The sequence below is a fragment of the Synechococcus sp. MU1643 genome (assembly GCF_020514095.1).
Lineage (GTDB): Bacteria > Cyanobacteriota > Cyanobacteriia > PCC-6307 > Cyanobiaceae > Parasynechococcus.
In genome coordinates this window covers 22,461-35,895 of sequence record NZ_VTKY01000009.1, presented here as the reverse complement: position 1 = coordinate 35,895, position 13,435 = coordinate 22,461, and the positions used below count along the sequence as shown (strand labels likewise).

General features: G+C 62.1%; 13 protein-coding genes and 1 tRNA gene. 6 read left to right on the top strand and 8 right to left on the bottom strand.

Translation table 11 applies throughout. From position 1 onward, the window contains the following. Positions 1-131 precede the first annotated feature (131 nt). Positions 132-1,088, bottom strand: a complete 957-nt coding sequence (locus FZX09_RS10995) for a tyrosine-type recombinase/integrase (RefSeq protein WP_226402792.1) — start codon at positions 1,086-1,088, stop codon at positions 132-134. A 414-nt stretch (positions 1,089-1,502) separates the two neighbouring features. Here FZX09_RS10995 and FZX09_RS10985 point away from each other — a divergent pair, with 414 nt between their 5' ends. Continuing rightward, positions 1,503-2,645, top strand: a complete 1,143-nt coding sequence (locus tag FZX09_RS10985; protein ID WP_226402791.1) for a class I SAM-dependent RNA methyltransferase — start codon at positions 1,503-1,505, stop codon at positions 2,643-2,645. Here FZX09_RS10985 and FZX09_RS10980 read toward each other — a convergent pair. The 3 genes from FZX09_RS10980 to FZX09_RS10970 form a co-directional block, all read right to left on the bottom strand. After that, positions 2,627-2,974 carry a hypothetical protein gene (locus FZX09_RS10980; RefSeq protein ID WP_226402789.1) on the bottom strand — a complete coding sequence of 116 codons (348 nt, stop codon included), beginning with the start codon at positions 2,972-2,974 and terminating at the stop codon, positions 2,627-2,629. The genes FZX09_RS10985 and FZX09_RS10980 overlap by 19 nt on opposite strands. A 579-nt stretch (positions 2,975-3,553) precedes the next feature. Further along, entirely contained in the window at positions 3,554-3,940 is a 387-nt protein-coding gene (locus FZX09_RS10975) for a phage holin family protein (protein WP_226402787.1), read from the bottom strand. Beyond that, positions 3,940-4,362 carry a YqjD family protein gene (locus FZX09_RS10970; RefSeq protein ID WP_226402785.1) on the bottom strand — a complete coding sequence of 141 codons (423 nt, stop codon included), beginning with the start codon at positions 4,360-4,362 and terminating at the stop codon, positions 3,940-3,942. Before FZX09_RS10970 ends, FZX09_RS10975 begins: the two co-directional genes overlap by 1 nt. 59 nt (positions 4,363-4,421) lie before the next feature. Between FZX09_RS10970 and FZX09_RS10965 the strand changes: the two genes are divergently transcribed. The 3 genes from FZX09_RS10965 (at position 4,422) to FZX09_RS10955 (ending at position 9,592) form a co-directional block, all read left to right on the top strand. Beyond that, positions 4,422-4,778, top strand: coding sequence for a hypothetical protein (locus FZX09_RS10965; protein WP_226402783.1), 357 nt, complete (start codon positions 4,422-4,424; stop codon positions 4,776-4,778). Positions 4,779-4,828: 50 nt separating this feature from the next. Next, positions 4,829-8,434 (top strand): chromosome segregation protein SMC, encoded by a 3,606-nt coding sequence (gene smc / locus FZX09_RS10960; RefSeq protein WP_226402781.1) that lies wholly within the window; start codon positions 4,829-4,831, stop codon positions 8,432-8,434. A 90-nt stretch (positions 8,435-8,524) separates the two neighbouring features. Continuing rightward, on the top strand, positions 8,525-9,592 hold the full coding sequence (locus FZX09_RS10955; RefSeq protein WP_370624242.1) for a PRC-barrel domain-containing protein: 1,068 nt from the start codon (positions 8,525-8,527) through the stop codon (positions 9,590-9,592). A 25-nt stretch (positions 9,593-9,617) separates the two neighbouring features. On the opposite strand, the gene msrB is transcribed toward FZX09_RS10955, so the two are convergent. The 3 genes from msrB to FZX09_RS10940 all read right to left on the bottom strand — a co-directional run bounded on the left by msrB (position 9,618) and on the right by FZX09_RS10940 (position 11,423). Further along, the gene (gene msrB / locus FZX09_RS10950; RefSeq protein ID WP_226402777.1) at positions 9,618-10,019 is read right to left on the bottom strand and encodes a peptide-methionine (R)-S-oxide reductase MsrB; all 402 of its coding nucleotides are present in this window, start codon (positions 10,017-10,019) and stop codon (positions 9,618-9,620) included. 28 nt (positions 10,020-10,047) lie between these two features. Further along, positions 10,048-11,331 (bottom strand): glycosyl transferase, encoded by a 1,284-nt coding sequence (locus tag FZX09_RS10945; RefSeq protein ID WP_226402775.1) that lies wholly within the window; start codon positions 11,329-11,331, stop codon positions 10,048-10,050. A gap of 10 nt (positions 11,332-11,341) precedes the next feature. Beyond that, positions 11,342-11,423: transfer RNA gene (locus tag FZX09_RS10940), tRNA-Leu, on the bottom strand. 119 nt (positions 11,424-11,542) lie between these two features. Between FZX09_RS10940 and accC the strand changes: the two genes are divergently transcribed. Then, positions 11,543-12,889, top strand: a complete 1,347-nt coding sequence (accC, locus tag FZX09_RS10935; protein ID WP_226402773.1) for an acetyl-CoA carboxylase biotin carboxylase subunit — start codon at positions 11,543-11,545, stop codon at positions 12,887-12,889. Between the two features lie 2 nt (positions 12,890-12,891). Here accC and FZX09_RS10930 read toward each other — a convergent pair whose 3' ends face one another. Next, positions 12,892-13,221 carry a YggT family protein gene (locus FZX09_RS10930; protein WP_226402844.1) on the bottom strand — a complete coding sequence of 110 codons (330 nt, stop codon included), beginning with the start codon at positions 13,219-13,221 and terminating at the stop codon, positions 12,892-12,894. Positions 13,222-13,301: 80 nt separating this feature from the next. On the opposite strand from FZX09_RS10930, the gene psbX reads away from it, so the two are divergent. After that, positions 13,302-13,424 (top strand): photosystem II reaction center X protein, encoded by a 123-nt coding sequence (psbX, locus tag FZX09_RS10925; protein WP_006851281.1) that lies wholly within the window; start codon positions 13,302-13,304, stop codon positions 13,422-13,424. Positions 13,425-13,435: the final 11 nt, after the last annotated feature.

Here is a 13,435-nt window from a genome sequence, read left to right as displayed (position 1 = left end):
ATTGCACATGCAGGTGAAGTCCTCCTTCGCACCGATGCCAGAACCAGGCGCACCTGAGACGCCCCACTTCGTGTGGAGCGTCCACCTGTAGAGCTTCGCCAGCTCTTCGTCAGTGGGCAGAGATGACTGCATCAACCAAGACGCAGAGAACTGCTGTCCAGAGGATTTGCAGCCACGTAATGCCCAGTAGTCGCGCTTGACGAGTGACCGAGCGTGGCTTGAAGCGTGAATACGTCCACGCCCCTCTGCACAGCGTGTGTGGCATGGCTGTGCCTCAGTTGGTGTGGGTGAACGTGGAACCCTGCGGCTCTGCCCCACTTGCGGCAGACCTGCCCGATGGCTTGGCGTGTGAGATGCCCATCCCGCCTGGGACTAGGGAAGACGAACTCTTCATCAGAGCCGCGGCCAAGTCCTTGAAAGAGGCCAAGCGTTGCTGGCGATACGCGAACAGTGCGTCGCTTGGATCCTTTTCCAAAGAGGTGAATCTGGCCTCCGTCATCGAGTGCCTCGATGTCTTTCCAACGGATAGCCGCGATCTCAGAAACCCTGCATCCGAGCAAGTACGCACCCTTGATGAGCACGTAGTCGCGTTGGGCTTTGGGGTCCAAGTGAGCGGCCCTCGTGATGGCTGCCATCAACAGCCCGAACTGCTCAGCAGTCAGCGGCCTGGTGCTCTTGCTTGCCATCAGCATCGAGCGCGGTGGCATCGGATTACGCGGCACCCCTGTGACCGCTGAGCGGCTTGGTTCAGCCGCCCATCGGTACAGGGAACTGATGGCAGCAATCCTGCGGTTAAAGGTTCGAGGCTTCATCAGCCCCTCCTCAACTTGTTCCCGCAGTTGGGACACCCAGTCCTGGCAGAAAGCAGGGTTGATCTCCCGCAGATGCAGATGTGGGTGATTGCGCTCGCGCCAGCGACAGAACTCCCTGATCTCAAAGCGGTAGGCCGCCCTGGTGGCTTCGGAGTCCGTGCGACTGCACTGAGTGATGAACCGCTTAATCAGCAAGGCATCGCCCCAGACAGCAGCACCGGCTTGGGCTGCATCAAAGAGACGTGAGACGTAAGCAAGCGCCTCCGCCTTGTCCATGCCGTCGAGGACAGCTGGCAGCGGCTTTGATGCGCTTTTTGATGCAAGGTGTTCCGACCCCGATGTCTTAACTAGCTCGGAGTCAGTGTTTGCAGTGTTGGAGGGGGCCTTCCAGCCCCCGTGAGTCAATTGGGTGATAAGGCTGACTTCACCCCATCTCCCCTAAGGGTCAGGCAGCAACAGGGGCTGCTTGACGGGAGAAACGAACGATGTTGTTCGCAGTTACGGGTTTGCTCTCACCGAGCAGGCTTCAGTCACCCTCCTCATGCCCCGTCGAAACCATTGCAGCCCCGTGAGGGAGAATGGAGCTGAGCGGAATCGAACCGCTGTCCGAAACACTGGTGTGGATCACCTAGTCCGACTAAGCCGGACCCTGTCATTCTGACAGGAGTGGTGGCCTTGAGCACAACGCCCTTGGGTCGAACAAACCGGCTATCCGCTGTTGCCGTTGTGCCCCAAGGCCTGGAAGCAGCCAGCGGTGAAGAACTCAGCGGCCTTGGTGCCCATGGCGTGAAGCCTGGCCGGCGTGCCGTCAGCTTCGAAGCGGACATAGCCTGCCTGTACCGGCTGCACCTTCAGGCTCGACTGCCCTTCCGACTTTTACGGCAGGTGGCGTGCTTCCCCTGCCAGGGCCGGGACGACCTCTACGACGGCATCCGCCAAGCGCTCGACTGGGAACGCTGGCTGCATCCATCAATGACCTTCCGGGTGGATGTGACCGGAACGGCAGCGGGGCTGAACCACAGCCATTTCACGGCATTGCAGGTTAAAAACGCCCTTGTAGATGAACAACGGGATCTCTGGGGGGAGCGTTCCTCCATCGATCTCGACGACCCCGACCTCTCCCTGCATCTACACCTCGGCCGCGGGGAAGCACAGCTGAGCCTCGATGGCAGTGGCGGCAGCCTGCACCGCCGTGGCTACAGGGCCGCCATGGGAGCTGCACCGTTGAAGGAAAATCTGGCCGCTGGTCTGATCCGCCTGACGGGCTGGGATGGAAGCCAGCCGCTTGTGGACCCTTGCTGCGGATCCGGAGTGCTCTTGATCGAAGCGGCTTTGGCCGCATTGGAGCAGGCCCCGGGGTTGGAGCGCCACTTTGCCCTCGAAGGCTGGGCCGATTTCCAGCCCGAGCTCTGGGACAAGGAAGTCGATCGCGCCCGGCAACGCCGCAGGGGAGACCTCACCCTTCCCCCGCTCCTGGGAATCGAAAAGGATCCCTCTATTGCCGATCAGGCCCGCGCCAACGTGGAAGCCGCCGGCCTGAGTGGAGTCATCCGCATCTGCACCGGCTCATTCGAAGCCAACGCCCTACCTGAAGGCCCAGGGGTATTGATCTGCAACCCGCCCTACGGCCAGCGCATCGGCGAGGAACAAGAACTCGATGCGCTCTACAGCGCCCTAGGGCAATTCGTACGCCAGGAAGCCTCCGGTTGGCAGCTGTGGCTGCTCAGTGGCAATCCGAAACTCACCGGTGCGCTTCGGCTGAAAGCATCACGGCGGATTCCTGTAAGCAACGGCGGCATCGATTGCCGGTGGCTTCAATACGAGATTCGCTGAAAACGCTTGCTCCACCCCGCAACAAGCAGCGAACTGTTGAGCAAAAGATCCCCGGATTCAGAGACCTGCGTGGTGAATAAAGCGGCGGACTCAAAAAGCGAGAGGCTCCGCTCCCAAGATGCATACAGCTCTTGATGAATGACTTGGGCCATCGGATCTGGCGCCTGAAAATACTTGTATCGGAGCTGCGCCTGAGACGTCAGCCCGTTTGCACTCATCTTTGCTTTCCTTGCTGATAAGTGCCGAGCATTTTCTGAATACTCACAACGAACTGTATTCACAAGAATGCGTTTGAAACGCTTGAAAAATGGGTGCTGAAGAATAAGCATGCATCATCTGATCATTTTCAGAGGGCAATTGCAAACTGCCAATAGAACGCTTTGCGAGCTTTGTTTTTGCACGGTGCTGGCCATTACCTTTCTCGTCCCGACCCTCTTTCAGCAGAACACGTTTCCGAAGAGAACAGGGTCAACAGGAGGAGTCAATTCCGCTCAACACCTAGTAGAGATCCACATGCAGCAACACAAACTGAGGCAATGAAACCTGTCGAGCCAGCAACTTGACATGACTGGCCTGAAAAAAGATCTCTTGCGCCACGCAAGCTTGTAATCATCGTGCTCTAGATAACTTCGATCCCTGCACGACTTTCTGAAACACTGGGAGAACTCCGGCCCAAACAAAGGCAGTTTTCTTTATTAGCATCCCACAGAAGAGTCGACTTCCCCAATCCACAAGGGCCAGCAACAATTATCAACGTATTCGAACCAGGAACGTCTTGATTCGAAAAGTCTGTACGGGAAAGAGATGGATCCAAGCCAAAGAAATTCAGGGCATCGAGCCAACCCAGAACTTCTCATCCTTGAACATTATTGCCATTTTAACCCAGCTTTAATTCCTCTTTAAATCGTTCAAACCCGTCCGATCACCGCCCGTACCGTTTTCATCAGTCCCTCCAGTGTTTGAGGAAGGAAAGGCCCTTTCAGCACTTGGCCACCAATACGCAAGCTGATACCCGCCAGCACCAGATTGGCCACGGCGAGGGTCAACAGTGCGCGCATCCAATCCAGCTCCCACTGGGCCTGGATCCATAGCAGCAACGAAGCTTCACCCGCCAGCAAAGCCAGGAACATGGCGGTGCCACCAATGGCGAGGAACAAGCCACCGCTGATCAATCGGCGTTTTTCCCGATCCACCTCCTGCAACGCAATCCGCACATGCAGGTCCATCACCGACGCCGCCAGTGCCGTCACCCGAGCTGCTGCTCCAAATCCGCGGGGAGAGTTCTGATAGGCCATCAGGAACGCCGCCCCCCGCGAAGCATGCTGCCCAGCAGCAAACCAATACCAAGGGCAACACCCACAGCCAGCAGTGGTCGCTGGCGAACAGGCGCCTCGATCTTCGGCCGCAGGGTGCTGTTCAACTCATCCAGCAACTGCTCCAGTTGCTCTTCGAGGGGATCCAGGCTGTCGGCCCAGTCCCGGCTTCGGTCACCGGCGTTATGGAGGAGCTCTTCCAGTTGCTCGCGAACCCCTTGCGGGGTCAGGCCTGTGTTTTGTTCGATCAACCGAACCAACTCATCCACACTCCCTCTGGTGGCCTCGAGGGTGTGCTCAGCCAGATCCGGCCAGCGCTCCTGAATTGTCGGCAGCAGGCTTTCGAAACGTTCGCGGAAGTGGTGCTCGAATCTGCCGTTGGGCTGTGGCGATGGCGAGGCCATAAAGACCGTTGGCAGAAACCTTTAGAAGGGTAGGGAGACTGAAGGCTGAGGGAAAGTCTTTGCCGCGATACGCCCTCCTGCGCCACACCGGAGCACCGGACGACCCCTCTGGATGCCATTTCGATCTGCTGCTTGAGGACGGGGAAAGCTGCCGAGCTTGGCGGCTCTCCACAGTGCCGCAACTCAACGAAGCAGCTCAACCGGCGGTCCCCCTGCCGACGCATCGAAAGGTCTGGCTGGAACCACGCAGTGCTGCCGTTTCGGGCGATCGGGGCTGGGCCGAACGAATTCATGCCGGCAACTACAGCGGCGTGCTCCCCAAAACCACGGATGCAGAGGTCACCCTGCAGCTCGAGGGCGACCTTCAGGGCTGCCTGCGCATCGCAGTTGGGCACTGCTGCTTATCGAACCCTTGAGCTTTTCGTGGGTTCCGCTAGCTTCGGCCTGCTGAAAGCCCCTGTTCCTGTTGGTTCATATCAATCAGGTTGGGCTGACGCACTTCAAGTCGTTCGGCGGAGCGATGAGCATCCCTCTTGAGGAGGGATTCACCGTCGTGACGGGACCCAATGGATCCGGCAAAAGCAACATTCTCGACGGCGTTCTGTTCTGCCTAGGCCTGGCCACCAGCCGTGGCATGCGGGCAGACCGCCTGCCAGACCTGGTCAACAGCAGCATGCTCAAAGCCGGCAAGGCCGCTGAAACAACGGTGAGTGTCCGCTTTGATCTGAGCGACTGGACGCCCGATGCGGCCGAGGAAGGCCTGGAGGCACCGGCGGAGGGACCTTGGATTCAACCGGGACAAACGGAATGGACGGTCACCCGCAAACTGCGGGTGATGCCGGGGGGCTCCTACAGCTCCAGTTACAGCGCCGAAGGAGTGCCCTGCAACCTGCAGCAGCTGCAGACCCAGCTGCGTCGCCTCCGGATTGATCCCGAGGGCAGCAACGTGGTGATGCAGGGGGACGTCACCCGCATCGTCTCGATGAGCAACCGCGACCGACGCAGCCTGATCGATGAACTGGCCGGTGTTGCCTTGTTCGACACCCGGATCGAACAGACCCGCCGCAAGCTCGATGACGTGCAGGAGCGCCAGGAGCGCTGCCGGATCATTGAGCAGGAGCTGCTGGCCAGCCGCCAACGACTGGAGAAGGACTGCGCCAAGGCCCGGCAGTACCAGGAGCTCAGAGAGCGGCTGCAACTGGGACGCCGCCAGGAAATGGTGCTGGCCTATGAGGCAGCCAAGCTGGCCCTCAAGAATCTGGCCACGCGCCAACAGGCGCTGGAAGCCCAGGAACAGAGAGACGCCGCGGCCATTGCCAACGGCCGGGAGCAGCTGAACAAAGCTGTGGCCGAACTGAACCTGCTGCAGGAGCAGGTGAAGGCCCTGGGGGAGGACCAGCTGCTGGCGGTTCAGGCGGAACTGGCTGGCCTCGACACCAGCAACCGCGAACTGGAACGCCAGGCCAGCCTCCATCAAGAAGAAGGCCAGAAACTGCAGGCGCAGCGCCACGACCTCGCCACCCGTCGCCAGCAGTGGCAGCTCCAATCACGGGAGCTGGAACGCGATCCCCATCAGGACGCCTTGAACGTCGCAGAAGACCACTGCAAAGCCGCTGAAGCGGCAGTAGAGATTTCCCGACGCAGGCTGGCGGATGTGGCGGGCCGCTCAGGCGCCTGGGTGGAGGAACAGAAGCGCCGCAGTGTTCGGCGTCAGGAGTTGCAAAACAGCGTCGCTCCTTTGTTGGAGGAACAGCAGCAGTTGCAGGAACGGCTGCGCCAGGAACGGGAACGGCTGGATGAGCTCACCCAGGAGCAGCAGCAGGACGGCGCCGACGGTGACGCCGTGCAGCAACAGCTCGCAACCCTGGAGGAGACCTGGCAAAACCTGCTGCAAGCCATTGCCGACGGGAAACAGGAGCTCCAGCAGACCGCCGAATCCCTCGCCATCCAACAGCGCACCCGCAGCCGACTGGAACAGGAGCAGACCCGCTTGGAACGGGAGATCGCTCGCCTGGAGAGCCGGCGGGATGCCCTTCAGGAAAGCCGCGGCACCGGAGCCCTGCGCCTGCTGCTGGAGGCCGGCCTCGATGGCATCCATGGTCCTGTGGCCCAGCTGGGGGAGGTGGAGGATCGCCATCGCCTCGCCTTGGAAGTGGCCGCCGGAGCCCGTCTCGGCCAGGTGGTGGTCGACGACGACCGCATCGCCGCCCGCGCCATCGAACTGCTCAAGAGCCGCCGTGCCGGCCGGCTCACCTTCCTGCCCCTGAACAAGATCCGAGCTTCTGGTGGAAGTGGATCAGCCGCTTTTGCCAGGGGGGCACGCCCCGGTGGGGACAGCGGCGCTGGACTGATAGGCCGGGCCGTGGAACTGGTGCGGTTCGAGCCGATCTACGACCAGGTGTTCGCTTACGTCTTCGGCGACACCTTGGTGTTCTCCGACCTGGCTAGCGCTCGCCAACAGCTGGGCCGCTCCAGGGCAGTGACCCTGGATGGCGAACTGCTGGAAAAGAGCGGCGCCATGACAGGCGGCAGCTTCTCCCAACGCAGCAGCAGCCTCAGCTTTGGCCGCAGCAGCGATCAGGACGAAGCCGAACCCCTGCGGCGGCGCCTGCTGGAACTGGGGGAATCCCTTGTGGCCTGCAGGCGGGAGGAGTCGAGGCTGGCGCAACTGATCGAGCAGCAGAAACCCCAGCTGCGCGAACTGGAAAAGCAACAAGCAGCCCTGATCGCCGAGCGCAATGCGGCCCGGCGCAACCACGGCCCCCTGCTCGAGCGCAGCCGCCAGCGGGCCGAACGGCTCAACAAACTGCAGCAGGATCAGACCGAGCAACAGCAGCGGCTCGCAGCCATCAGTGCTGCTCTCACCCCACTCACCGCAGAGCTGCAGGCCTTGGATGAGGCGGAGCGCAACGGCGGTAACAACGACGATGCCGCCGCCTGGGCCCAACTGCAAGCGGAACAGGAAGCCGCCGACCAACGGCTGGAAACAGCCCGCAGTGAACGTGACCAGCTGGTGAATGCCCGCCGCGAGCGGCAGCTGGCGATTGAACGCCTGGGGGATCAGGAGAAGGCCCTGGCCGCCGAAGAAGCCCGGTTGCAGGAGGCGGTGAAGGTCCTGGCCAGCGCCCATGGGGCCTGGCGCCAGCAGCAGAGCGACCTCCAGGACAAGCGCAAACAGCTCGAGCAGCAGCAGACCGACCTGCAGGAGCGTTTCGGCAGCCAACGCCGGGCCAGGGATGCCGCGGAAGCCGAGGTGGGCCGGCAGCGTCAGGCCCTACAGCAGGCCGAGTGGAATCTGGAGCGGCTCAAGGAAGACCGCGAAGGATTGATCGAAGAGCAGCGCAGCGGTGCGGTGCGCCTGCAAGAGATGGAGCAGGCCCTACCGGACCCGAGGCCAGAGATCCCGGAGGCCCTGCGCATGGCTGGCCTGGAGGCGGTGCAGGCCGATCTGCAGGCGATCCAGCAACGTATGGAAGCCTTGGAGCCCGTGAACATGCTGGCGCTGGAGGAACTGGAGGCCCTGGAAAAGCGGCTCAACGAACTGAACGAACGGCTCGAGGTGCTCAACAGCGAGCGGGAGGAACTGCTTCTACGGATCGAAACGGTGGCCACCCTGCGCCAGGACGCCTTCATGGAGGCCTTCACCGCGGTGGACGGACATTTCCGCGAGATCTTCGCTTCGCTCTCCGATGGTGATGGACACCTTCAGCTAGAAAACCCGGAGGAGCCCCTGGAAGGGGGCCTGACCCTGGTGGCACATCCCAAGGGCAAAACCGTGCGGCGCCTGGCCTCGATGTCAGGTGGGGAGAAATCACTCACCGCCCTGAGCTTCCTATTTGCCCTGCAGCGCTTCAGGCCGTCGCCGTTCTATGCCCTCGACGAGGTGGACAGCTTCCTCGACGGCGTCAATGTGGAGCGCTTGGCTGCTTTGATCGCCCGTCAAGCCGAGGCAGCCCAGTTCATGGTGGTCAGCCACCGCCGCCCAATGATCGGCGCGGCACAGCGCACCATCGGCGTGACCCAGGCCCGCGGCGCCCACACCCAGGTGGTGGGTTTACCGGATGCCGCCTGAACGATCGAAGTTTTCGCTGTGCAATCTGAACGTGACAGGCGGAACCCCTGCGCCACAATGATCTGAAAGTCCATGGCCGAGGGCCCGCGCTTGACCCCGACCCCTACCCCAACCGACGCCATCACCACTGGCGTGCCCAGCGATCGCCTCTGGTTGCGCTCCGAACTGATGGGTACTCAGGTGATCACCCGTGACACCGGCCGCCGTCTGGGTGTGGTGGGTGAAGTGATCGTCGATATCGACCGCCGTGAAGTGGTCGCCGTCGGACTGCGGGACAACCCACTGACCCGTTTTCTGCCAGGGCTGCCGCGCTGGATGCCGCTAGACCGGATCCGTCAGGTGGGCGACGTGATCCTGGTGGATTCCGCCGACTCCTTGAGTGAGAACTTCAACCCCGAGCGCTACAGCCGGGTGATCAACTGCCAGGTGATCACCGAGTCCGGCGAGCAGCTCGGTCGGGTCCTCGGCTTCGCCTTTGACATCGAAACCGGAGAGCTCACCACGCTGGTGATGGGAGCCCTTGGCGTGCCCCTGTTGGGTGAAGGGGTGCTGAGCACCTGGGAAATGCCGGTGGAGGAGATCGTCAGCAGTGGCCCGGATCGGATCATTGTTTACGAAGGTGCCGAAGACAAGCTCAAACAGTTGAACAGCGGCGTGCTGGAGAAGCTTGGGGTCGGTGGCCCCAGCTGGGAAGAGCAGGAGCGGGAGCGCTACAGGGTCAACCTGGTGCCCGTCGAAAACCAGCTCACCTCTGGCCAACCGCAAGAGCAGGAGCAACGGCGTCTCAAGGCTTCAGAAGCCGAGCGGCTTGAGGCTGATGCAGAACTGGAATACGTGGAACTGGAGGACCGACGACAGAAGTCCATGCAGCAACGCCGCTACCTCGATGAGCCCCAGCGGTACAACGAGCAGCGGTACGCCGAACCTCCCCGCTACGACGAGCGGCCGGCTGAGCGGGCTCGGACCTTCAACGAGCCTGAGCCCTACGAGCAGGAGCCTGCCTACGAAGAACAGGCTGCTTACGAAGATCAGCCCCCGCGGCGGGCCATGCCAGCCTCCCGCCGCGCGGTTCAGCAGTCCGGAGAACCCCTGGATGTGGAACCTATGGAAGACAGAGCACCCCAGCGCCGGAGCCAGGATCTCGACGATCCCTGGTAAACGGGCCGAAGGCGCCGAAAGTCGTTCAGGACGCCTTGAAGTCCAACGATGCGCTGTTGACGCAGTAGCGCTGGCCCGTGGGCGCGGGGCCATCGGGGAAGACATGCCCGAGATGGGCATCACATTGAGCGCAATTGATTTCGGTGCGCACCATCCCGTGGGTCAAATCCTCCTTGGTGGTGATCGCCTGGGAACTCACACCGTCCCAGAAACTGGGCCAGCCCGTGCCCGAATCGAACTTGGCTTCAGAGTTGAACAGCGGTGCACCACAGCAAACGCAGTGGTACATCCCCGTGGCCTTATTGTTCCAGTAAGCCCCGGTGAATGCCCGCTCCGTACCCCCGCAGCGGGCAACCTGGAACTGCTCCGGCGTGAGGGATTGCTTCCACTCCTCAGCGCTGCGTTCGACCGGATTGGAAGGGGTCATGGTCGTCGAAACCATAGTTGAGAGGAGCCTAGGAAGCGTTGAGCTCTCGAGGAAGCAACCCCCTCACCTCGGCGGCCAATGCCGCCACAGCCCCTGGCTCTCCCCGCAAGGCCTTGAGGTCCTGGCGCTGACCCTCCAACCGCTCGGGCGCGTTCAGCCAATCGCAGGCCTCCAGCGCAATCGCCTCGGGGGTGATCGCCCCCACCCGCTCCGGCACCACGGCGCGGCCCGCGCTGATGTTGGGCCAAGCCATAAACCCATTGTTGCGCAGACGCCAGAGGGTCAACAGAACTCCGATCAGACGCCGCAGACCCGGCAGTCGCGCCAGCAGCCCCAGCCCGCCGTCCCAGGCCTGCATCACCTCCAGGTGCTGGGTGGGAACAATCACGATCATCGGCACCGCAAGGGCGCCGAGTTCGGCCGTGTTGGCACCGACCGTGGTCAGGGCCAGGGCGCACTGGCTCAAGGGGCCATGAGCCGGATGCTGCTCCAGTAGAAGAATTCGGGTCCCCGCCGCGGTCACGATCTCTGTCACAGACCCACTCCGGTCAAGCGACGCCACAGAGGCGCTGTAGGGGGCAGCAATCGGGTTGGATGCGCCGGCAAAACGCAGCAGCTCATCAACGCTTGTGGTGGGAGCCAGCGGCAGCAGAAAGCGGCATCCGGGTTGCAACCGAGCCAGACGATCCGCGGTGTCTAGCAAAAAGGGCATACCAACGCTCAACTTGGCCGACTTGGATCCCGGCAGCAGGGCCACCCACCGGCCCTCAGGGAGGGGATCCTCGCGGCGGGCGAAGGACGACAGATCCGCCATCAGATCGCCTACAACGCGGCATCGGGGCTGGTAACGGACCGGCAGCTGGCGCCGCACCGCGTCCGACATCGCCGCAATCCGATCGTTCCAGCCCGGCCAACGCGCCACCCACTCGGCATAGGTGATGTGGCGGTAGCCGAGACGGGCCGAGAGCAGGACAGTCCAGAACTGATCTCCGCCCAGGAAAACCACCACACCCTTCTGCGGCCATGGGCCGTAGCGCTGGGGACGCAACAGCAGCGACCAGAAGCGTCCTGCCGGCACGATGCGCTCAAACAAGCCCCAAGGCTCCGCCGCCGCGCGCTCCTGGCCGGTGGCATTGGGACAGGGCACCAACACCAAGTGCAGGGACGCTGGTGCGCTCGAAGACCGAGGACGCAAGCGAACGCTGGCGTGCAGCCGTTCGGCCAGGGGTCGTACCCAGGTGGTCAGCTCACCGGGACCGTTCGAAACGAGAACAACGGCCGGTCCTGGTTCTGCTGCGCGGGGACGGGCCAAAGAAAAAAAATGCGGATGGCGAGACTTGAACTCGCAAGGCCGAAGCCACACGCCCCTCAAACGTGCGTGTCTACCAATTCCACCACATCCGCGTGGTCGACTTCACCACTCGGGTGTTGTCGAGGTCAGATCATACCGGGCGGGGTCTTCGCTCTCGGCATCTTCGGTCTGCGCTGATACGATCCGGCCTCAGGCCTGAACATGCTGCGGGATGCCCATCGGCAAAGTGCTGATCGCCAACCGCGGCGAGATTGCCCTCAGAATCATTCGAAGCTGCCGCGAGCTCGGCATTGCCACCGTGGCGGTTTACAGCTCGGTTGATAAAGACGCTCTGCATGTGCAGCTCGCAGATGAAGCGGTCTGCGTAGGCGAAGCCCTGAGCAGCAAGAGCTACCTCAACATTCCCAACATCCTGGCGGCCGCAACCTCCCGCGGTGCTGACGCCATCCACCCCGGTTACGGCTTTTTGGCGGAGAACGACAAGTTCGCCGAGATGTGCCGTGATCATGGCCTCACCTTCGTTGGACCGTCCCCCCAAGCGATTCGCTCGATGGGGGACAAGTCGACCGCGAAATCGACCATGGAGTCGGTGGGGGTTCCCACGGTCCCTGGCAGTGCAGGTCTGCTCAGCAGCACAAACCAGGCGGCCGCACTGGCCGAAGAGATGGGCTATCCCGTGATGATCAAGGCCACCGCCGGCGGCGGCGGTCGCGGCATGCGCCTTGTTCCAGACGCCAGTCAGCTGGAAAGCCTCTACAAAGCAGCCCAGGGTGAAGCGGAAGCCGCCTTCGGCAACCCCGGCTTGTACATGGAGAAATTCATCGATCGGCCGCGCCACGTGGAAGTGCAGGTATTGGCCGACCGCCAGGGCAACGTGGTGCACCTTGGCGAGCGGGACTGCTCGATTCAGCGCCGTCACCAGAAACTGCTTGAGGAGGCCCCAAGCCCCGCCCTGGATCCCGAGTTGCGCCGCCGCATGGGCGAAGCCGCCGTAGCTGCTGCCCAAAGCATCAATTACGAGGGCGCCGGAACGGTGGAATTCCTACTGGACCACAGCGGGGGCTTCTATTTCATGGAGATGAACACCCGGATCCAGGTGGAGCACCCGGTGACCGAAATGGTCACGGGTGTGGATCTGATCGCTGAGCAGTTGCGCATCGCCGGTGGCGAACCCATCAGCGTGCGCCAGGAGGAGATCCAACTCACCGGCCATGCGATCGAATGCCGGATCAATGCTGAGGATGCACGCCATAACTTCCGTCCCGCCCCCGGACGCATCACCGGATGGCTGCCCCCCGGCGGGCCGGGTGTGCGCGTCGACAGCCACGTCTACACCGGCTACGACATCCCACCCTTCTACGACTCGCTGATCGGAAAGCTGATCGTTTGGGGCAAGGATCGCGACCACGCCATGACCAGGATGAAGCGAGCCCTGAACGAATGTGCCGTCACTGGGATCCCAACAACAGTGGAATTCCACCTGGAGATGCTGGATCGGCCGGAGTTCATCAACGGCGATGTGCACACCAAGTTTGTGGAACAAGAGATGCTCCCCTGAGCTCAGGCAGCCGCCTGGGCGTTCATCAGGATCTGTGAGAGCAGCCCCTGCTGACCGACCAATAACTCGCGCACGAGACTGATCAAGCCCACCCAAATCACCGGGGTGACATCGACCCCACCGATCGGGGCGATCACGCGGCGGCTGACCGCTAGCACAGGCTCCGTCGGCCAAGCCACCACAGCCCAAGCCCCCTGATTCAGGTTGACCTGGGGATACCAGGTGAGCACGATTCGCAGCAGGAATGCCAGGGTCCAGGCAGCCAAAAGCAGGCCGAGAAACAGGTGGATAACTGGCAGGGCCTGGAGCAGCAGCGGCGTCACAAAGCTCAAAGCAAATCGTCTCCTCATCGTAGAAAGACGGCATCGCTTCTTAAGATCAGCACGGCTTTGATGCAGACGGCAGTAACTCCATGACCCCCTCCCTCTCCAACTTCCTAAGTAGTCTCCTTTGGGGAGGTGTGATCGTCGTGATTCCTGCCTCCATTGCCCTGTTCCTGCTGAGCCAGACCGACCAAGTCGATCGCAAGCTCTGATCTGCCACTGG